The organism is Hydrogenophaga sp. OTU3427 (assembly GCF_038440225.1).
Taxonomy (GTDB): domain Bacteria; phylum Pseudomonadota; class Gammaproteobacteria; order Burkholderiales; family Burkholderiaceae_C; genus Hydrogenophaga.
Genome location: NZ_JASATI010000047.1, coordinates 1 through 19,959 on the forward strand (window position 1 = coordinate 1; position 19,959 = coordinate 19,959).

General features: G+C 67.2%; 18 protein-coding genes and 1 pseudogene. 11 read left to right on the forward strand and 8 right to left on the reverse strand.

Features of this window, described 5'->3' with window-relative positions; genetic code table 11:
• Nucleotides 1-134 (forward strand): annotated as a pseudogene (locus tag AAHB17_RS20315) (IS5/IS1182 family transposase); the annotation flags it as partial.
• A 61-nt stretch (nt 135-195) separates the two neighbouring features.
• Here AAHB17_RS20315 and AAHB17_RS20320 read toward each other — a convergent pair.
• The 5 genes from AAHB17_RS20320 to AAHB17_RS20340 form a co-directional block, all read right to left on the reverse strand.
• Nucleotides 196-1,392, reverse strand: a complete 1,197-nt coding sequence (locus tag AAHB17_RS20320) for an extracellular catalytic domain type 1 short-chain-length polyhydroxyalkanoate depolymerase (RefSeq protein ID WP_342132696.1) — start codon at nt 1,390-1,392, stop codon at nt 196-198.
• Nucleotides 1,393-1,419: 27 nt separating this feature from the next.
• A complete protein-coding gene (locus tag AAHB17_RS20325) occupies nt 1,420-1,854 on the reverse strand; it encodes a CopG family transcriptional regulator (RefSeq protein WP_342132697.1) in 435 nt (144 codons plus the stop codon).
• A gap of 158 nt (nt 1,855-2,012) precedes the next feature.
• Nucleotides 2,013-2,429 (reverse strand): DUF2177 family protein, encoded by a 417-nt coding sequence (locus tag AAHB17_RS20330; RefSeq protein WP_342132698.1) that lies wholly within the window; start codon nt 2,427-2,429, stop codon nt 2,013-2,015.
• Nucleotides 2,430-2,437: 8 nt separating this feature from the next.
• Nucleotides 2,438-3,853 (reverse strand): PQQ-dependent sugar dehydrogenase, encoded by a 1,416-nt coding sequence (locus tag AAHB17_RS20335; protein ID WP_342132700.1) that lies wholly within the window; start codon nt 3,851-3,853, stop codon nt 2,438-2,440.
• Nucleotides 3,854-4,141: 288 nt separating this feature from the next.
• A complete protein-coding gene (locus AAHB17_RS20340) occupies nt 4,142-4,324 on the reverse strand; it encodes a CsbD family protein (protein WP_342132701.1) in 183 nt (60 codons plus the stop codon).
• Nucleotides 4,325-4,889: 565 nt separating this feature from the next.
• Here AAHB17_RS20340 and AAHB17_RS20345 point away from each other — a divergent pair.
• The 5 genes from AAHB17_RS20345 (at nt 4,890) to AAHB17_RS20365 (ending at nt 8,679) form a co-directional block, all read left to right on the forward strand.
• Nucleotides 4,890-5,288 carry a GreA/GreB family elongation factor gene (locus tag AAHB17_RS20345; RefSeq protein ID WP_342132702.1) on the forward strand — a complete coding sequence of 133 codons (399 nt, stop codon included), beginning with the start codon at nt 4,890-4,892 and terminating at the stop codon, nt 5,286-5,288.
• Between the two features lie 109 nt (nt 5,289-5,397).
• Nucleotides 5,398-6,306, forward strand: a complete 909-nt coding sequence (locus AAHB17_RS20350; protein WP_342132703.1) for a hypothetical protein — start codon at nt 5,398-5,400, stop codon at nt 6,304-6,306.
• Nucleotides 6,303-7,178, forward strand: coding sequence for a universal stress protein (locus AAHB17_RS20355; protein ID WP_342132705.1), 876 nt, complete (start codon nt 6,303-6,305; stop codon nt 7,176-7,178). The genes AAHB17_RS20350 and AAHB17_RS20355 overlap by 4 nt, the downstream gene beginning before the upstream one ends.
• On the forward strand, nt 7,175-8,056 hold the full coding sequence (locus tag AAHB17_RS20360) for a hypothetical protein (RefSeq protein WP_342132707.1): 882 nt from the start codon (nt 7,175-7,177) through the stop codon (nt 8,054-8,056). Before AAHB17_RS20355 ends, AAHB17_RS20360 begins: the two co-directional genes overlap by 4 nt.
• Nucleotides 8,057-8,133: 77 nt before the next feature.
• A complete protein-coding gene (locus AAHB17_RS20365; protein WP_342132708.1) occupies nt 8,134-8,679 on the forward strand; it encodes an N-acetyltransferase in 546 nt (181 codons plus the stop codon).
• 74 nt (nt 8,680-8,753) lie between these two features.
• Here AAHB17_RS20365 and AAHB17_RS20370 read toward each other — a convergent pair whose 3' ends face one another.
• Nucleotides 8,754-9,431, reverse strand: coding sequence for a hemerythrin domain-containing protein (locus AAHB17_RS20370; protein WP_342132709.1), 678 nt, complete (start codon nt 9,429-9,431; stop codon nt 8,754-8,756).
• A 189-nt stretch (nt 9,432-9,620) separates the two neighbouring features.
• Here AAHB17_RS20370 and AAHB17_RS20375 point away from each other — a divergent pair, with 189 nt between their 5' ends.
• The 5 genes from AAHB17_RS20375 (at nt 9,621) to AAHB17_RS20395 (ending at nt 17,289) form a co-directional block, all read left to right on the forward strand.
• Nucleotides 9,621-10,157, forward strand: a complete 537-nt coding sequence (locus AAHB17_RS20375) for a c-type cytochrome (RefSeq protein WP_342132710.1) — start codon at nt 9,621-9,623, stop codon at nt 10,155-10,157.
• A 121-nt stretch (nt 10,158-10,278) separates the two neighbouring features.
• On the forward strand, nt 10,279-12,924 hold the full coding sequence (locus AAHB17_RS20380; RefSeq protein ID WP_342132711.1) for a LuxR C-terminal-related transcriptional regulator: 2,646 nt from the start codon (nt 10,279-10,281) through the stop codon (nt 12,922-12,924).
• Between the two features lie 75 nt (nt 12,925-12,999).
• Entirely contained in the window at nt 13,000-14,559 is a 1,560-nt protein-coding gene (locus tag AAHB17_RS20385) for a sensor histidine kinase (protein WP_342132712.1), read from the forward strand.
• The gene (locus AAHB17_RS20390) at nt 14,556-15,281 is read left to right on the forward strand and encodes a response regulator (protein ID WP_342132713.1); all 726 of its coding nucleotides are present in this window, start codon (nt 14,556-14,558) and stop codon (nt 15,279-15,281) included. Before AAHB17_RS20385 ends, AAHB17_RS20390 begins: the two co-directional genes overlap by 4 nt.
• A gap of 76 nt (nt 15,282-15,357) precedes the next feature.
• Nucleotides 15,358-17,289, forward strand: coding sequence for a potassium transporter Kup (locus tag AAHB17_RS20395; RefSeq protein WP_342132714.1), 1,932 nt, complete (start codon nt 15,358-15,360; stop codon nt 17,287-17,289).
• Nucleotides 17,290-17,388: 99 nt separating this feature from the next.
• Here the strand turns inward: AAHB17_RS20395 and AAHB17_RS20400 are convergent, their stop codons facing one another.
• Together AAHB17_RS20400 and AAHB17_RS20405 are read right to left on the reverse strand one after the other, a co-directional pair.
• Complete coding sequence (locus tag AAHB17_RS20400; RefSeq protein ID WP_342132715.1) at nt 17,389-18,543, reverse strand: response regulator; 1,155 nt, start codon at nt 18,541-18,543, stop codon at nt 17,389-17,391.
• A 25-nt stretch (nt 18,544-18,568) separates the two neighbouring features.
• On the reverse strand, nt 18,569-19,936 hold the full coding sequence (locus tag AAHB17_RS20405; protein ID WP_342132716.1) for a chemotaxis protein CheB: 1,368 nt from the start codon (nt 19,934-19,936) through the stop codon (nt 18,569-18,571).
• Between the last annotated feature and the right edge of the window lie 23 nt (nt 19,937-19,959).

Consider the following 19,959-nt stretch of genomic DNA (forward strand, 5'->3'; position numbering starts at 1 on the left):
GGTTCAACCGTTTCCGCAAACTGCTCGTGCGCTACGAGAAGCTCGAGCGCAGCTTTCTCGCACGCAACCATCTCGCGGCGGCGATCATCGCGTTTCGCAAGGTGCCGTTGAGCGTCAACATAATTTACGGATAAGTTCTTAGTGTTCACGGCTCGACCAAGGCATCTGTTTCAAATGCGTTGAAGCGCGCACAGCTCAAACCGATCCCGAGCGAGGAAGCGCCATGAAGAATCGCACCATTTCTGCTGAAGCGTCTGGTCCTTTGGCGTTGGTGTACGAACCACTTGCATGGCCGCCCGACCAGGCATGTCCTGCTCCGTGCACCGTCCAGCTTTCGATGGGGGAACGGCCATTGATATCCGCATGGACTGTGCGGCTGAAACGCTGTCCACCCGGCGTGATACCGGTCTGAGTGTCGGTACGCCACGTGCCGGCCATCGCTTGCGCACCGTGTGCGTCCAGTACCTGCTGCAGGATGCGGGTGCCATTGGCCTGCTGCACGGTGTGGTCCCTGTCTCCGTGGAACACGATGGTGGGCACGGCCTGTAGGGCTTTCTTGCTGGGTGTGGCTGCTGCGACGGGTGTGTTCATCGGCCCGCGCGTCCCGCTGCGTCCCCCTTTCATGGTGGCCAGGGCCGAGGGGATGTCATGCGCGCTGCCGTAGGGGAGACCTGAATGGGCGCCGACACCGGAAAACAGCTCAGGGTAGGTCTCTCCCAGCACCACGGCCATCGCCGCGCCGGCCGAAAGGCCTGCAACGAAGATGCGGTGCACATCGGCGCCGTGCGTATCGGCCACTTTGCGAGTGATGCCTGCGATCAATGATGGCTCGCCGGTGCCACGCTGTTGGTCTTGTGGGTTGAACCAGTTCCAGCACTTCGATGGATTCGCCTGCGGGTTCTGTTCGGGGTACACCACCAGGAACCCGTGCTTGTCTGCCAGGCGATTCATCTGCGTGCCCGTTGCAAAGTCGTCGGCCGACTGGGTGCAGCCGTGCAGCATCACGATCATCGCCCGCGGTCCTTCAGGTTGTGCACTCGGCACATAGACCTTGTAAGACCGCTGGCCGGCATCGTTGCTGAACGCGTGTGTCTCGAAGCGACCGGTTGGATGCTGTGCTTCTCCGATCGACAGCTGGGGTTCCCGTCTGGCGACCGGTTCGTCAACGGCTGGGATGACGCGTGCGACCACATCGATGACGGACTCACCGTCCAGCCCGTGACCGGGCAGCCCATGGTTGCTTCCTCCCAGGGCGCGCCGGATGGTGTCGGTCACCTCCCGCATCGGGCCGGCCGTGGTGCCCAGTCCGGCGGAGGCGAGCGCGCGTTGAATGGTCGCGTTGATCGCGTCCGCATCAAAGGCGGGTGCGCGGGCGTTGAAGGGGTGTTTCATGGTGTTCTTTATGAGGGGATAAAAGGATCAACGGATGCGGTCGGACAGCGCCCGTCGCACGGCTGGGCTGGCTTGGAAAGCGCCCAGCACGGTCACCGACTCGATGGCGGCGTGCGCCAGCTCAGGTGTCACGTCGTCGGCAATGCGGGCCAACCCAACGACTTGGACCTGCAGCCTGTGGCCCGCCGCCACCACCGCCTCGAGATCGGCGCGGCTGTAGTGCTGAAGGCCCACCGTGAGTGTTCGCCGGGCCACGGTCTGCTTGACCGTGTCGGCGTGCAATGCCAGTTGGTTTCGAAGTGCCGTGCGCACCAGATCCGAGCGGTTCGAATAAAACCCCTCCTGGACCAAGAGGTCGACATGTCCCAAGTCGACCACACCGACGTTGACCGTCATCTTCTCGGTCTCCCCGGTGCGTTGCCTGTGTTCTGTCGTCGAAAGCGTGCTTTTCATGGCATCCATTTGGAATCTATTTGGAATCCAATTGGAGCATGATCAAATGACTGTTGCGCAACAACCTGCCAGATGGCCACGTTGGCGACATGGCATCCGCCGACCCGGGCCGACCACGGATGGGCACCTCATAGGGAGCGGAACGCGGGCTGGCCGTGCGGGCGTGTTCAGGGCGATGGGCGCGTCGTGGCCCAGTCGAGGGCGGCTTTGCCACCGGCGCCTGCGACGGCGCTGACCACCGTGCCCCAGCCGAGGTCGAGCAGCGAAAGGTCCAGCGGCCACCCACGCAGCGTGGCCAGGTTGGTGAGGTCGTAGGTGGCGTAGGCGAAAAAGCCAAACAGAGCAGACAGGATCACGGTGCCAACCCAGCCTGAGCCGCCGTGCTGCGGCAATACCGCAAAGACCAACAGGCCGAGCGCGAACAACAGATAGAAAAGCATTGCGACCCCCACCTGCGGGTTGTCAGCCAGAAGATGGCCGATGCCTTGCTGGTACAGCGGCTTGGCGATGACGCTGAGCCAGATCATGTCGAGGGACACCAACACGAAGAAGGTGCCGGCATAGGCGGCGATGTATTTGTTCATCTGGACCATCAGGGTTGTGCGCTGACGCGCCAGATCACATTGCCCACATCGTCGGCCACCAGCAGCGCACCGCGTGTATCGATGGCGACGCCCACCGGGCGTCCCATGGCCTCGCCCGCCGCACTGAGGAAGCCGGTCAGCACATCCAGCGGTGGGCCGGCCGGGGTGCCGTTGCGAAAGGGCACGAAGATCACCTTGTAGCCACTGTGTGGTCGGCGGTTCCACGAACCATGCTGGCCGATGAACATGCCGTCCGCAAAGGCGGGTGGGAGTTTGCCCCCTTCGGCACGCGCCAGGCCCAGAGGCGCGGTGTGCGGGCCCAGGGCGTAGTCGGGCACCCGCGCGGTGGCCACCAGCGCGGGTTGTGACTGCGCGACACGCGGATCGAGGTGCTGCCCGAAATAGCTGAATGGCCAGCCGTAGAAGGCGCCGTCCTTCACCGCGGTCAGGTAGTCGGGCACCAAGTCGCTGCCCAGTTCATCCCGTTCGTTGACCACCGTCCACAGCACTTGACCGCTCGCATCCCATGCCATACCCACGGGGTTGCGCAAGCCCGATGCAAAAACACGGTGGGCACCGCTGTCCACCTGAACTTCCCAGATTGCGGCTCGCCCTGCTTCGACCTCCAGGCCGCGTTCGGCGATGTTGCTGTTGGAACCCACACTGACATACAGCTTGCGGCCATCCTGGCTTGCGAGCAGGTTCTTCGTCCAATGGTGGTTGATCGGTGCTCCGGGCAGGTCAAGCAGCTTGGTGCCGGGTGCCGTGATGACGGTGTCGCCGCTGCGGTACGGAAAACCCAATACGGCGTCGGCATTGGCCACGAACAGGCGATCGCCGATCAACGCCATGCCAAAGGGTGAATGCAGGCCGCTGAGCAAGACCGATCGGGTTTCGACTATGCCGTCTCCATCGGCGTCGCGCAGCACGCTGATGCGGTCGGCACTGGGCGTGCCGGCGCCAGCGCGCTTCATCAGCAGCGCCCTGAGGCGATCCCTGATCCCCATGCTGCTCTGAGGCTTGCGCGGCGCGTTGCTCTCTGCCACCAGCACGTCGCCGTTGGGCAGCGCCAGCAACCAGCGCGGGTGATCGAGACCGCTGGCAAAGGGACGCACTTGCAGTCCAGCGGCGGCCTGCGGCATGGTGCCTGATGGCCAACCCGTCGCAGGGGCTATGTTCACTGTGGGGAGCAAAGCGGATCTTGGCATGGGCAACTCGGGCCGCGGCCCCGTGCCCTGTTTGACCGACAAAGTCGCACTTTCGCCGCAACCCCACAACGCCGAACTTGCCAGCACGCAGTTCACAAGCACCGTCGTACGCCTGTTCACGTTCGTCGCCCGGCCAAGGCGGTCACCACGACCTGCGCGCTCAAGCGCCAAGGCACACTGATTGACGAGATTTGAATAAGCCAGATTGAACGCCATGCATTTCATCTTGGAGGGCTCGTGTCGCCTTGAAAACAAAGGGAGGCTGTGTAATACCATCGCGTCGGTCTTGGCGCAGCACCGTGTCGTTGACGACTGTCGCTGTCCCCCTTCGCCCTCACAGAGGGCCGAACACGAGCTCAACCGCTTGCGTCCCAGCTCGAATAGCCGGGCGCAAGACTCCCGATCCCACGATCAAGTCAACGGGTGCGAAGTGCTGGCGGACGATCGCCAGAGGTGGCGGCATACCGGAGGGCGTACCGGCGCCCTCCCCGGTCTTGACGTTGCCTACTGTTTGCCGGCGTCTTTGATGATTTCCTTCATGTCGCCGGCATTTTTCTGTGCCTGGCCCTCGACCTTCTTCTTGATGCCTTTGAGCTGCTGCTCCGTGCTGCCGATCACCTTGCCCGTGGTTTCTTGAACTTTTCCGGCGGCTTCCTTGAGCGTGCCTTTGACTTGATCCTTGTTCATGGTTTCACCTTTTGTTGAAGTTGAGAAGCGAATGAGACCGCGGCTGCACCAAGATTTCCTTCGAGTCGTGCGGACGTCAACACGGAACGGGTCCGCACCGCTTGCCCAGCACCTGTGTGGCATCGAGAGCCATCGGTCCAGGGCAAACCATAGGCAGCATCAGGCTGGGCGTCTGTGCGCAAGCGAACGTGGCCGGCCGACATACCGCTACCTGAAACGCTGCAATCAGCGTGTCTTTCGCCTGGGGCAACTGGCGGGGTTCGATCTCACTTTGATGGGCTGTGCTTCATGGGTATGTTTGACACCTGAAGCATCCATGGGTACAGTCCGTCCCATGTTCACAGGACACGATAACTTTGCGTTCGGTCCGGGCTTGCAAAAGCCTGGCTGCTGCGCACGCGTGTCCGCGACGCTCCAAACCGGCGACGCTCATATCTGCCTGCCAGCCGCAGATTCCTGAGCCCGGCGACACCCCTCCTCCTCTTTTTTGCGCAACTCCTGTCGCCGGGCCCACAACCCAGCGTGACGGTGGCCGTTCGTTTGCGAATGGCCCTCTGGAGTTCTCATGTCAAACATTCCCCCCGGTGAGTTGTGGCTCACCAAGCTTGACCACGGCCGTCTTTTCAAACTGAACGGCGGGCATCCGCCCGAGCCACTGGCCGACGTGCTGGACACGGCCGAGATCATCGAATCGGCCGAGGTGCGCCCGGACGTGGTGACCTTGTACTCGCAGGTGCTCGTGACACAGGACGACGGCGAGCAGCGCAAGTTGACCCTGTGCTATCCCGACGATGCGGAACCCAACGCGGGCTTCATTTCCGTTTTGTCCCCCGTCGGACTGGCCTTGCTCGGCCGGTGTGTGGGTGCGCGGGTGGTCTGGACCATGCCCTCGGGCAAGCAGCGCCTGCTGACCATCGATGCGGTGCTGTTCCAGCCCGAATCGAGTGGTGACTACACGACGTAGCGCTGCGACTGCACCCCATTCATTTTTCATGCGGGACACCGCCTGTCCGGGTCGACCTGACCGGACGGGGCGACCTTTTGCCGGAGCCTTGATGAACACAGATACCGTGGTGACATTCACCGACTTTTCAGCGGCCGCTGACAACGCGGTCACACGCGCCGCGCAGCTGGCAGCGCGCCTGGGCGTGCCTTTGCAATTGGGCTACAGCGGCGAATCGTCCGGTCCCGAACTCGGCGACCGGCTCGTGCGCCTGGGCATGCGGTCCAGGCAGTTGGCACGGCGCTGGGCCATCGACGTTCAGCACCCCCCCGGTGAGACGCGTGATCTTGGGCACTGGCTGGCGGCGCGCCGCCTGTCTGCCCTGGTGGTCGTGGACCCGGCGACCGCCGCCTCGCTGAAGTTGCGGTCTCTTTGGGGACGTGGCGCGGCCTTGATTGACCACGGCACATCACCGGTGCTGCTGGTTCACCGTGATGCGGGTCAGCCCTGCGACACGGTGCTGATTGCATGCGTCCAGCACGATGACGCGCTGCGCCTGGGGCGACTCGCTGCGCGGGTGACCGACGCTCGGACGCTGGAGCTGTTTGATCTGGACGCGGGACGCCGCGCCGCTCGCGCCACGGCCGCCGACGAAGGGCCCGAGCGCCTCCGCGAGTGGCCACCGCCCATGGCGCCGGAAGGTGGCTTCCCGCAGATCCGGTATTCGGACCTGCAGAGCAGCCGGCGAAACCGGGTGCTGTTCCATGGCAGACCCACAGACAAGGCGCTGTCTGTGCTGTATCAGGCGCAACACGCCGACGCCGATCTGGTGGTGGCCATGTGTCCCCCCAGCAGCGTGTTGGAGCGCTGGCTGCGACGCACGTTTCAGCAGCGGCTGGCACGGGCACTGGGCTGCGACCTGTTGCTGTGTCCCATGGACCATGCGCACCCATCGGCGGCGGATGCCCGACGTCGCCTGTTGCCAATATCCGACCCGTCGCCAAAAGGCCACATGTTGTCTTCATGGAGGTGGGCATGACCGCCGTGTTGCTCGCACTCACCGCGCTCGATGCGCACAGCCACCGGCATCTGGAGAAAGCCGCCGCGCTGGCCGCGGCCACCGGCATGCGGTTGCGCCTGGCCTACTGCGGAGCCGGGCACAACGTGTTCGATTCGCCGCTGGCACGGCTGGAACAGCGCGCGCGTCATCTCGGTCGCCAGTTCGAACTGGTGGTGGAGGCCATTGAAGAAGCGATGACATCGCTGGATGTGCTGCGCTTTCATGCGGGCAAGAGCACGCTGTTGTGTTTGACTGGTGTGCCACCTGCCTCTCAAGCGCGGCAGACCGGTGCCGACTGGCTCGCGCGGGCGTTGCGCCTGCACACCGTGCCCATTCTGGTCATGCATACACATACACCCTCTACCTATCACAAGGTGTTGGTGCCGGTGTCGCTGCGCACCGATTCCTCGCACCTCCTGCGCTGGGCCACGGCGCTGGCAGGGCGCGCCCGGATTGACGTTTTCCATGTGGCCGACATCCCCGAGGTGGCCAGCCGGACGCTCGACGACGCCGGTCCGATTGTGCTGGAGCACTTCATGCGCCACGCCTGTGTCGATGTGTATCAGAAGATGGCCCAGCTCGCGCGCGGCTTGATCGGTACGCGGGGCGCCCTGCACTGCGCCGCGGTCCACGGTCAGGTGCCTGAACGCATCCTGGCGCAGCAGCGGGGCCATCGGCACGAGCTGGTGGTGGTCGGCTGTGGTCAGCGCCGCTGCCTGTCCTGGCCTTTGTGGGGCGACCCGCTGGCGGTGACGCTGACGCACGAACTGCAGTCGGATGTGCTGATCGTGCCCAAGGCCCAGCCACGCAAAGCCTGGTTGCCGGCCCTGGGGCGGAGGGCCACGACGTGACGGCACACACCAGAAAGGACATCACGCGCGACTTCATCCGCAGCAAACGCCCATGCGCCGATGGCTACCGGTGGTACCTGAAACGCCAGGAGACGCTCAGCGGCTACCAGGCCTTGCTGGACGACCTGGTGGTGTCGGGCCGGCTGGAGGACGCCTGCTGGTTGCTCGATCAGCTCGGCCCCACCGACGACGTGTTGCACCTGGACGGGCTCGACGCGTCCGCCCTGGTGTATGCCGGCAGCGTGGAATGCCGGGGTTCGCTGGCGGTCGAGTCCGTGTTGCGCACCGGGCGCTCGCTCAACGTGGGCGGTGGCGTCCAAGCCGGGACGCTGCTGCAGGTGGGAGAGGACTTGCGGGTGGGTGGCGCGCTGCGGTGCGGCGGCGCGCTGCAGGTGGCCTCCGACACGCGCGTTGGCTGGTCTTTGAACGTGGGGCACTCGCTGCGCTGCGGGGGGCACCTGCGTGTGGGCTGGGAGGCGGAAATCGACGGTGATGTGCGCGTGGACGGGCGCATCAATGCAGGACATGGCATGGTGGTGGGTGGCCACCTGTGGTCCCAGGGCGGCGTGCGCGCTGGCGGGGACGTGACCGTTTCCGGCGGGCTCGACGTGGCCCAAGGTGTGGAGACCGCCGGGTCCGTTCGCACGCAAGGTCATCTGCAATGTGGCACGGGCCTGGTCGCCGCCCAGGACATTGAAGCCGGTGGCGTGATTCGCGTGGGCGAATCGATGCAGGCCGGGGGGCGGATCTCGGCCGGGCCGGACTACGGCGTTTTCGCGGGCCTGGTCACGCCCATGGATGCCTGGGATCGGTGCGGATGGGTCCGTGCACGGGAGAAGCCCGAGCGCCTGCTCAGTGGCTGGTGGGCCGAGACATGAGCGTGTGTACATCGAGTGCACCGTGGTGGCCGCCACCTTGGGCCCACGCGCGCGCCGAGCTGCGCATCGACGTTCACTTGCCCGAAGACCGCATCGAGTCCGAGCTGGAAGCGTTGGGCCGCCGCAGCGCGGTCTGGCGACCACAGAGCGAAGCGTTGCCCCACCTCCCCGGCCTGCCTTTGCAGCTACAGGCCATGGCGCGCTGGGCGGGTGGTGAGCACTTCGTCTATGTGATGAACGTCCTGACTCGGCGTGTGGTGGCTTATGTCACGCTGAACCGCCTGAGCGATGTGGGTCGTCCCGCAGGCCACCATTTCCGGGCGCCGCACACCAAGGTGTCCGAGAGCCACCGCCGGCGTGGCATTGCATCGGGCATTTACCGCTGGTGGCTCGACGGCGGGCAATGCCTGATGACCGGCGCCAGACAGTCACCGGCTGCGCGAGGCCTGTGGCTGGCCATGTCCAGGCACTATCCCATGACCTACGTCTGGCTTGAAAACAAGCGGCTGTACCCCTTGGGAGACACGCCTTCGGCGGCGGTGATGGATCGCTTGAACGTCCGGGCGGTGCTGCTGGGGCGCGGCTGCGCGCTTGAAACTTGGCTGGCGACATGGGACCGGTGACAGCCGGATGGCCGTCACACGGGCGTGGGACAGCCCGTTGCTCGCGAGCCACCACCGACCCGACAACGCTTCGCTCAGGCCGCCACAAGGCTGGCCTCCGGGGCCCGGTCCAGCGCGCCGCACAGCTTGGCCCAGGCCGCATCATCCAGTTGCGAGCGGGCCAAGGCCAGCACCGGTGCCCGGGCCTCCGGGGGCAGACCGGCGATCAGCTGCGCACGCTGCTTGGGGTTGAAGGCCGGAAGCATCCAGCGCAGCCACTGGCTCATCTCCTGCGGCCCGATGCTGGCCAGGATGCGGCCTTCGATCGCTTGCAGCTCGGCGTCGCTGTAGGTCGCCCACAGCGCCTGGTTGTGGCGGGTCTCCTCCACGTCCATGTGCTCGAAGTTCTCGGCAATGAAGGCGGCGAGCTGGCGGTACAGCCGGTGGGCCGTCGCCGCTTCGGGCTGGGCGCGCAGCGCAGCGGCCTGCGCCCGCAGCATGGCGATCGCGTCCAGGTGCTCCCGGTGTTCCGCCGCGATGCGACCGCTGGCGCCGCTGTGGCGTGCCTCGATGGCCGGGTGGATGTGGTCGTTCTCGTGTTGCAGGTGGAAGTTGGCGGCGTCCAGCAGTGCCTCCAGCTGTGCCAGGCCGGCTTCCCGGTCTTGCGTGTCGTCGAGGTCCAGCCGACCCAGGCCGTGCAGTGTGTCGGTCATGAACAGGCGCAGGGCCTTGTGGATGGGTGCGTAGATGTCGAAACGGGTTGTGGTGCTCATGGTCGGTCAAGGTTGGGAGGAAAGGAGCACCAGTGTGGCGATTTGCCGCCGCAACAGCATCGCTCCGATGGGCCATTGCTGCCTGAACGGGCATGGCTCTTCGCCGGCCTTGGCGCTGGCCTGTTCGGCGGATGCCGGCCACCGCGCCGCCCGGCACAGTGCGCTGATCCCACCGACCGGAGCACCCCCATGAAACACCTCGCCTTGCTTCTGACCTTGTGCACGACCCTGGCCGCCCAGGCGGCCGGACCTGCCCCGCGCGACCGCATCGAACACGGCCGCTACCTGGTCAACACCAGTGGCTGCGCGGATTGCCACACGCCGCTGAGGATGGGACCCCGTGGCCCCGAGCCCGATGACGCGCGCAGCTTCGCCGGTCACCCCGAGGGCCTGGCCATGCCGCCGGTGCCGACGTTGCCAGTGGGGCCTTGGCTGGTCATCTCGTCGGCGACGAACACGGCCTGGGCCGGCCCCTGGGGCGTCAGCTTCACGGCCAACCTGACACCCGACCCCGAGACGGGGCTGGGCCGCTGGAGCGAGCAGGACTTCGTCCAGACCTTGCGCACCGGCCGCCACCTTGGCCGCGGCCGCCCGCTGCTGCCGCCCATGCCCGCCGCCTATGGCCAGATGACCGACGCGGACCTCATGGCCATGTTCGCCTACCTGAAAACGCTACCTCCCTTGCGCAACCGCGTGCCCGCCCCGCTGCCGCCGGCCACCCGTTGACCCCATGTGTCGTCTGGCGAGGCCCAGGGCGGTGATCGCCACGGCGCGTTGATGCGTCCGTGGCGCTGCACCTGGGCATGGCGCATGCTCCCTAGAATCGGGCAGCCGAGCGCCTCTGCCCATGAACATCCGCACGTCGACCGCCCCATCCAGCAAGTACCGTATCCCGCGCCCGCGGCGGGATACCGTGCCACGCCCGGCCCTGATGGCGCGCACCTTGGAGCGGGCCGCCGATGCCCGGCTGGTGCTGGTGCAGGCGCCGGCTGGCTTCGGCAAGACGACGCTGCTGGTTCAGTTGACCGCCGTGCTCGCCGCCACGCCCGGCGCCGAGGTGGTCTGGGTCTCGCTCGACGCCGAGGACAACGACGCCAACCGCCTGTTCGCCGCGCTGTTTGGTGCCCTCGCGGTCCTGGACCTGCCCTGGGCCGTGCCCCCGGCCACGGTGCTGGCCCAGCTGCAGGACGCCAGTCCCGCCGCGCGTACCGCGTTGGGCCTGTTGATCGATGCCCTTGGCGGGCGGCCCGAGGTCCGCATCGCCCTGGTGCTGGACGATCTCCACCACGTCACCGATGCGGCGGCGCTGCAGCTGCTGGACACCCTCATCGCCCGCGCGCCACCGGAACTGTGCCTCTACATCGGCAGCCGCGTCACGCCGCCTTTGTCGCTGGCGCGCTGGCGGGCCGGCGGGGAGCTGGTGGAGTTGGGTTTCGAAGACCTGCAGTTCGACCTCGACGCGGCCCAGGCGCTGTGCCGGCAGCGCGGGTTGCAGGCCCTGTCCGACGAGGCGCTGCAGGCCGCGCTGGCACGTACCCACGGTTGGGTCGCTGGCCTGCACCTGATGCTGGGCAGCGCGCGCGATGGTGCCGGCCTGCCCTCGCAGATTGGTCCAGCGGCCCAGCGCCACCTGTTCGACTATTTCGCCCAGGAGGTGCTCGCCGGTCTGCCACCGCAGCTGCGACAGTTCGTGCTGCACAGCAGCGTTCTGCCCGAGCTCAGCCCGGCGCTGTGCCAGGCCGTCACCGGCCGCGGCGACGCCAGGGCGGTGCTGGATGCCCTGTTCGGGCGCCAGTTGTTCCTGAGCGCGCTGGACGAAGCCGTGCCGGTGCTGCGCTTCCACGACCTGTTCCGGGACTTCCTGCGCGGCGAGCTGGAGCGCCGCGAGCCCGGGCTGGCCGCCCAGTTGCATGCCCGTGCCGCCGAGGCCGAAACGCAGGCCGGGCACGTCGAGCGAGCCGTGCCGCACTGGCTGGCCGCGGGGCGCTGGTCCGAGGCCCTGGCCGCGCTGCGCCAGATGGCAGACGGGTTGCTGGCCGTCGGCGGCACCCACCGCCTGGAACGCTGGCTGGAGCAACTGCCGCCCGGTTGGCGGGAGCCGCATGCCGAGGCTGCCCTGTTGCGCGCCTGGTGCGCCTGGTCGCGCTGGGACTGGGTGCGCGCCCGCGACGAATTCCAGCGCAGCCACGACGCCTTCGCGCGCCAGGGGCAGGAGCGTGATCGCTTGGTTGCGCTGGGCATGCTGGGCTCGTGCCACAACGCGCTGGGCGATCTGGAACAGGCGGCCCGCACGCTGGCGGCCTCGGACGATGCCCAGCTGCCACCGGCACTGCAGGTGCCCTTCGATACCTTGCGCGCCTGGAATGGCGTGGCCAGGGGCGATGGCGCGGCGGTACTGGCCGGGCTGAGCGCGCTGGTCGACAACGTCGCCTTGGCGCCCGAGGCACGCTACCCCAATGTTCTGGACATGAGCTACGGGCATTTCACCGGTCTGCCCGGCACGCGGCCCCTGATGGATCGACTGAGGGGGCTGTGCCGTGGCGACGGCCGCACCAGCGAGGTTCAGGTGCCGGCGCTGGATGCCTGGCTGGCCTTCTGGCACGGCGAGCCCGGGCCGGCCCGCGAGGCCTTGCAGGCCCTGCTGCAGCTGCAGCGCCATGTGCCTGGCGACGTGATGCTGAACATTAGTGCCCTGCATTTGCACAGCCTGCATCTGGCGGCGCAAGGCCATGTCGCCGAGGCGCTGGGCGTCATCACCCAGGTGCCCGGCATCATGACACCCGGCTACAGCCAAGGCTGGCGGCGCACCTATGTCCATGCACAGGCCCGCATCCTTTGGCGCGCCGAGGATGCCGACGGCCTGGCCGCGCTGCTGCCCGAGCTGGCCCGGCCGCGCTCGGCGCGCGAATGGCCGGTGCTGGACACCGGCGCCGCCCTGGTGCAAGGCCAGTACGCCCTGCTGTGTTGCGATCTGGCGGCGGCGCGGCCCTGGCTGGAGCAGGCCGCCGCGCTGCAAAGCCACGGGCGGCTGCCGGCCTTCATGGGCGACGCGCGTTTCGCCCTGGCGGCCTGCCTTGCCGGACAGGGGGAGGCCGATGCCGCCGCCAGGACGCTGGACGAGGTGCTGGCCGAGGCCATCGCCGACCAGGGCCTGGGCCTGCTGCTGGAACCCCCGGGCCGGTTGCTGAACCTGTGGCAAACCCTGGGCCCGCGCCTGCGTTGCCCCGTGGCCGCGCAGGCACAGCTGCGCCGCCGTCTGGTGGCCTGGTCGGGCGATGCGGCCGCACCGGCCGATGTGGCGCCGTCGGACGACCCGCTGTCGGCCCGAGAGCGCGAGGTGCTCGCCCTGCTGGCCGACGGCCAGAGCAACAAGCTCATTGCCCGCGCGCTGGACCTCAGCCTGCACACCGTCAAACGCCACGTGGCCAACATCCTGACCAAGCTCGCCCTCGACAGCCGCACCCAGGCGGCGGCCTACTGGCACAGACGCTGAGTCCCGGTTGGCCGAAGCCGATCGCCGCCGTGGCCTTATGCTTTCCTGATGGCCTCGGCACTAGGCTTGTCCACCATGCACATTCCACCGAACACCACCGCCCCCGGCTGGCGCAGCGCCTGGCCCTGGCTCACCTGGGGGGTCGGCTGGGCCTTGATGCTGGGGCTGGACAGCGTGCTGGATCTGGCCAACCTGGCCATGGTGCTCATGCTGACCTCGGCCGTGGCCTCGCTCTGGCTGGCCGGGGGCGTCAGCGCGCTGGCCAGTGCTGCGGCCGTGGTCGGGTTCAACTGGGCCTTTGTGCCACCTCGTTTCACTTTCACGGTGGACTTGCACCAGCACGCCTTGCTGTTGCTGGCCATGTTGGTGGTGAACTGGATCATTTCGGGCCTGGTGATTCGTCAGCGCCGCGTGGCCGACGCCGCCCGCCAGGTGGCCGAACGCGAGACGCGTCTGCGCACCTGGGGCGACACATTGCGCGACGCGGCGGACCCCGCCGCCCACGCCAGCGCCCTGCACGACGTGCTGGCCGATGCCACGCACGGGCCCGTGGCCGTGGTGGTGTTGCGCGGGCTGGACGCGCAGCCCGAGGAGGATGCGTCCACCCTGCGGGTGGGCGATGTGAGCGACGAGCAGCGCGCCGGCCTGGCCCTGTGCATCCGCGACGGCCACCCCATGGGGGTGGGCACCGGACGCTACGGCGAGCTGCCCGACGCCTACCTGCCCCTGCGCGGACGCGGCGTCACACTCGGCGCGGCCTTGTTGGTCGGGTTGGCCACGCGCGAAGCCGATCCCGCGCTGCGGCCACACCTGCAAGCGCTGTGCGATCAGATGGGCAGCGCCTTGCACCGCTCCCTGATCGTGGCACGCGAGCAGCAGGCGCGCGAGCAGGCCCAGCTGCAGGCCACCCGCAATGCGCTGCTGGCCGCCATTTCGCACGACTACCGCACGCCGCTGGCCACCATCATGGGTGCGGCCTCGGCCTTGCACGACCAGGCCGACAAGCTGGACGCTGACCAGCGTCGCCGCCTCGCCGGAGGCATTGTGGAAGAGACAGAGCGCCTGAGCCGGCTGACCAACAACACCTTGCAATTGGCGCGGCTGGACGCGCCTTCGGTGCAACTGCGGCGAGACTGGGAGTCGGCCGAGGAAATTGTCGGTGCCGTGTTGCGCCGCGCCCGCCGCCGTCCCGACGGCGCGCGGGTGAAGGCCTGGGTCGAACCCGAGATGCCGCTGCTGTGGTGCGACGCGCTGCTGGTCTCGCAGTTGCTGGAAAACCTGCTGGACAACGCGCTCAAGTACAGCCCGGCGGAGTCGGCGGTGGAACTGCAGGTGCGACACCAGGGTCCGGACGCGCTGCTCTGCGTGTGCGACCGTGGGCCCGGGATCGCGCCGGCGTGGCACGAACGCGTGTTCGAGGTGTTCCAGCGTGGTGATGAGCGCCGGCACGCACGTTCGGTGGAGGCCCAGCGCCAGGGGGCCGGTGTGGGCCTGGCGGTGTGCCGGGCCATCGCCCGTGCCCATGGTGGGGAGCTGCGCCTGCACGCACGGGCGCACGGCGGTTGCTGTTTCGAATGCGCACTGCCGCTGCGCGAACTGACCGACACGCCACCGCCTGGCGACGAAGCCCCATGAGCCAGCGCATCCTGCTGATCGAAGACGACCGCGAACTGCGCGCGGCACTCAAGGAGGCGTTGTCTGTGGAGGGCTATGCCGTGCAGACATCGGCCAGCCTGGCTGATGCACGCGCGCTGCTTCAACACGCCGAGCGACACAGCGCCCCGGAGCTGGTCTTGCTGGACCTGGGCCTGCCCGACGGCGATGGCGAGACTTTTCTGACCGAGCTGCGCCGCGTGGGTGGCACGCCGGTGATCGTGATCTCGGCGCGGGAGGCCGAAGGCCAGAAGATTCGCCTGCTCGACAGCGGCGCCGATGACTACCTGGTCAAGCCGTTCGGGATCGGCGAGCTGCTGGCGCGCATGCGCGTGGCGCTGCGCCACCGGGGCCAGCACAAACGCCCAGCCGTGCTTCGCTACCGCAACGGTGCGCTGGACATCGATCTCGCCGCACACCGCGTGCGGCGTCACGGACAGGAGGTTCGCCTCACCCCCACCGAGTTCAAGTTGCTGGCTCGCCTGGTGCGTCAAAGTGGCCAGGTGGTCACGCACCGGCAGCTGCTCGCCGATGTGTGGGGCGCCGAACATACCGAACAGACGCAGTATCTGCGGCTTTACATGGGGCAGCTGCGTGCCAAGCTGGAGGACAACAGCGCCGAACCGCAGTACCTGCTGACCGAGCCCGGAGTGGGTTACCGCATTGCCGACGGTGATGGCCACAGTGACACCGACACTCCCTGAGCCGCCGCCCCGGCCCCTTATGCGATCCTGATGTCCTTGGTGCGATCGTGTGGCCTTCGGAACCACCGGAGTCTTCATGACCACGCTCCCCCGTCGCGCCAACGTCCCAGCGGACAGCGCCGACACCACTGCCGCCCACCACCCGACAAGACAAGGTCTTGCCGCCCTCACGCTGGGGGCCGTTGGCGTCGTGTATGGCGACATCGGCACCAGCCCGCTCTACACCGTCAAGGAAATCTTCGCCCCACACACCGGCGTGCCGCTCGACGCGCCACATCTGGTGGGCGCGATTTCGGCCATCTTCTGGGCGCTGATGCTGGTGGTCACGCTCAAGTACGTGATCCTCATTCTGCGGGCAGACAACCACGGCGAAGGCGGTGGTCTGGCGCTCACCGCGCTGGCCGCCAAGGCTGTGCAGTCCCGCCCTGCCCTGCGCCAGGCGCTGCTGTTGCTGGGCGTTTTCGGTGCCACTCTGTTCTACGGCGACAGCGTCATCACCCCCGCCATCTCGGTGCTTGGCGCGATGGAGGGGCTGGAGCTGCTCACACCGGCGCTCAAGCCCTATGTGGTGCCGATCACGCTGCTGGTTCTGGTGTGCCTGTTCCTCATGCAGCGTTTCGGCACGGCCGTGGTGGGACGCTTCTTCGGGCCGATCATCGTGATGTGGTTCGTGGTCCTGGGCACCATCGGCGTGGTGCACATCGCGCAGCAACCGGCCATCCTGGCCGCCCTCAATCCCCTGCGGGCCTGGTACTTCCTGGCCGATCGGGGCTGGCAGGTGTTCGCCGCCGTGGGTGCCATCGTGCTGGCCCTCACGGGTGCCGAGGCGCTCTACGCCGACATGGGGCACTTCGGCCGCAGGCCCATCCAGCTGGCCTGGACAGGGCTGGTGCTGCCGGGGCTGGCGCTGAACTACCTGGGCCAGGGGGCGCTGCTCATGGGCGACCCGACCGCCATCGAGAATCCGTTCTACCGCCTGTTCCCCGACACCTGGGTGCTGCCGGCGCTGGTGCTCGCCACACTGGCGGCCATCATCGCCTCGCAGGCCGTGATTTCGGGCGCCTATTCCATGACCAAGCAGGCCATACAGCTGGGTTTTCTGCCGCGCATGTCGGTGCGCTACACCTCGGCCCGCGAGATCGGCCAGATCTACATGCCGGCGGTGAACTGGGCCTTGCTGGCCGGCGTGGTGGCGGTGGTGCTGTATTTCGGCAGCTCATCGGCGCTGGCCAGTGCCTACGGCATCGCCGTTACCCTGACCATGATGATCACCACCGTGCTGACCTTTTTCGTGGTGCGCGAAGGCTGGCGCCTGCCGGCACCGCTGGCCTGGGGGGCGACGGGCTTCTTCCTGGTCATCGACGCGCTGCTGGTGGCGGGCTGCGCCATCAAGTTCCTGGACGGCGGCTGGTTCCCCCTCGCGCTTGGGCTGCTGTTGTTCGGCGTGATGAGCACCTGGGCGCGCGGGCGTGCACTGGTGCTGCAGAGCATACGGGCCGATGGGTTGGCCCTGCAGGCCTTCATCGACACGCTGGAGCCGCGCCACCTGAACCGCGCGCAACGCACCGCCGTCTACGCGGTGGCCGATCCCAGCACCGTGCCGCAGGCGCTCTTGCACAACCTCAAGCACAACCAGGTGCTGCACGAGCGCAACGTGATCCTGACCGTGGTGTTCCATGACGTGCCCTGGGTGCCCATGGAGCGGCGGCTCGACATCGAGTCGCTGGGGCATGGGTTCTCGCGGGTGACGGTGAACTTCGGCTTCATGAACACGCCCGACGTGCCCAAGGCGCTGGAGCTGGCGCAGGCCAAGGGTTTGCCCATTCCGCTGTTCGAGACCACCTACTTCCTCAGCCGGGAGACCGTGGTGCCGACGCCTGGTGGCGGCATGGCCCACTGGCGCGAACGCCTGTTCGCGGCCATGAGTCAGAACGCGGGCGGCGTGGTGGCCTTCTTCCGCCTGCCAGGCAACGCCGTGGTGGAGCTGGGCACGCGCGTGCAAATCTGAGCGATATCGACGGGAGTGAACGGCATCGGCGGCGGCCATTGTCACCATCCGCCAGGCAGGCGGATGTGCATCGCTGGCATCCGTTGCTCGACTCCGGTGTCATTCACCCCGAATGATCTTGAGTTGCGCCTCTTTCTCGCGCATGGCGTCGTCGTCGTCGGCGTATTTGGTCGCGATGGCGCGGAAGTCCTCGGACAGCACAAAAAACGCGTCGGCGATGTCCGGGTCGAAGTGACTGCCCCGCCCTTGCAGGATGATTTCCACCGCTTTTTCGTGGGGCATGCCCTCCTTGTAGACGCGTCGGCTGATGAGGGCATCGTAGACATCGGCCACGGCCATCAGGCGTGCCGAGATCGGGATGTCGTCCCCGCCAATGCCTTCGGGATAGCCCGAGCCGTCCCACTTTTCCTGGTGGGAATACGCGATTTCCTTCGCGAGCTGCAGGAACTCGACCTTCAGGCCCAGTTGGTCCTCGGCGTGCTGGATGGCGTCGCGGCCCAGGCGGGTGTGCGACTTCATGATCTCGAATTCCTCCGGGGTGAAGCGCCCGGGCTTGAGCAGGATGCGGTCGGCGATGCCCACCTTGCCGATGTCGTGCAGCGGAGCCGACTTGAACAGGCTTTCGATGATCTTGTCGGAGAGGAAATGTCGGAACCTGGGATGTTCCTTCAGGTGTGTCGCCAGGATCTTCACGTAGTGCTGGGTGCGCCGGATGTGGTTGCCGGTGTCGTTGTCACGTGTCTCCGCCAGCGAGGCCATGGCCATGATGGTGACATCCTGGATGGCCGCGAGCTCCTCGGTGCGCCGCTTGACCTCGGCCTCCAGGTAGGCGTTCTGGTCGCGCAGGAAGTCGGCGACCGCCTTGACCTTGAGCTGGGTTGCCACCCGCGACATCACGATGGGTGGGTTCACCGGTTTGGTGATGAAGTCGACCGCGCCCATGTCCAGCCCCTTCTTCTCGTCCTGCGTGGCCGATATGGCCGTCAGGAAGATGATGGGAATGTCGCGGGTGGCGGGCTCGGCCTTCAGCGCTTCGCACACCTCATAGCCCGACAGGCCGGGCATCATGATGTCGAGCAGGATGAGGTCGGGCAACTGGCCGGACCGCACCAGTTTGAGGGCTTTTTCGCCGCTGTTGGCGACCTGGACGCGGTAGAGGTCGCGCAGCAGACCGGACATGAGGGACAGGTTGTCAGGCGTGTCATCCACCACCAGCACGGTGGGGCGCTTGAGGGCGGTCGGGGCAGCGTTCATGGTTTCTCCGATCTGGGTCAATGGATCAAGGCAAGCGGCGGTAGATGCGGTGGTTCATGTCGTGGGGCGCAAACCAGCGCAGGCTCGCCTGTGGAAGGGTTTCCGCCGGACTGATGAACAGCCAGCCACCGGGCGCCATGCGGGCATGGAAGTCGGCGATCAGCCGTTCCTGCAGCGGGGTTTGCAGGTAGATCAGCAGGTTGCGGCAACTGATGACATCCCACGGGCCCTCGGGCTGGACGGCAAGCAGGTCCTGACATTCGAAGCGCACACCAGCGCGGATGGACGCAATGACTTCAAGTTCGTTGTCGCGCGACGTGAAATACCGCTGGCACAGGCCATCGTCCATTTCCCGCGTGGCCCTGTGCCCATACACCGCCTGCCGTGCGTGCCGCAAGGCCTCCTCGTTGAGATCGGTCGCCAGCACGTCCAGGCGGTGTGCCCAGCTGCCGTCACGCTGGCCCTCCGCGTGCAGCATGGCCAGTGTGTAGGCTTCTTCTCCAGTGGCACAGGCCGGTACCCAGCAGCGCCACGCGGCCGTCGACGGGCCGGGGGTCAATCGCCACGCCCGCCCCAGTGCCTCGAAGGCGGCGCGGTCGCGGAAAAACGAGGACACGGAAACCAGGAAGCGCCGCTGCAACGTCCAGGCCTCCTCCGCACGGTTCTCCACGTAGCCGACATAGTCCGCCAGCGATTCCAGCCCCAACTCCTGCAGCCGCTTGGTTGCGCGCCGCTCCAGGGTGTCCGGTTTGTAGCCAGAAAAATCGACCCCGGTGACCCGACGAACCTGGCCGATCAGTGCGCCGAGGTCCGGCGTTGCTGCGGTGGGCGCCGGGTTGAGCGGTGGGTCCATGCCCTGCCACTGGGCCGCCATGTCCTCGACCTTCAGGACGGGGGCATTCGGCACGGCCGCCAGCGCGGCCCTGGGCATGCCGTCGAAACGTGCCTGTCGTGGCGACTGGATCCAGATGCGGCCACCGTGGCGCCACAACACCGTGGCGCCGTGTGCGCCGTCGCTGCCCGCCCCCGACAGGATCACACCGGCGGCCGCGGACCCCAATCCTTCCGCCAACGACACCAGCAGCGCGTCGACCGAGGGGGTGGAGAAATAGCGCGCCGACGGTGGCTGAAGCACCCAGCGACCGGCCTGCCACTGGGCATGGAACCCCGAGGGAATGAGGGTCACGGCGTCGACCACCAGTGTCTCGTCCGCTTGCATCAAGCGCACGGGCAACGCGCATACGCGCTGCAGCAGTTGGAGCACGAGATCGTGGTGGCTGTCGCTGGCCATGTGCTGGGCCACCACATAGCCGGTGTGGCCGTTGGGCCTCAACCGGGACAACAGCTCCTGCAATGCCTCCAGGCCGCCAGCGGACGCTCCCAGGGCTACCACGGTCGGTGCGCGTGGCTCTGCGG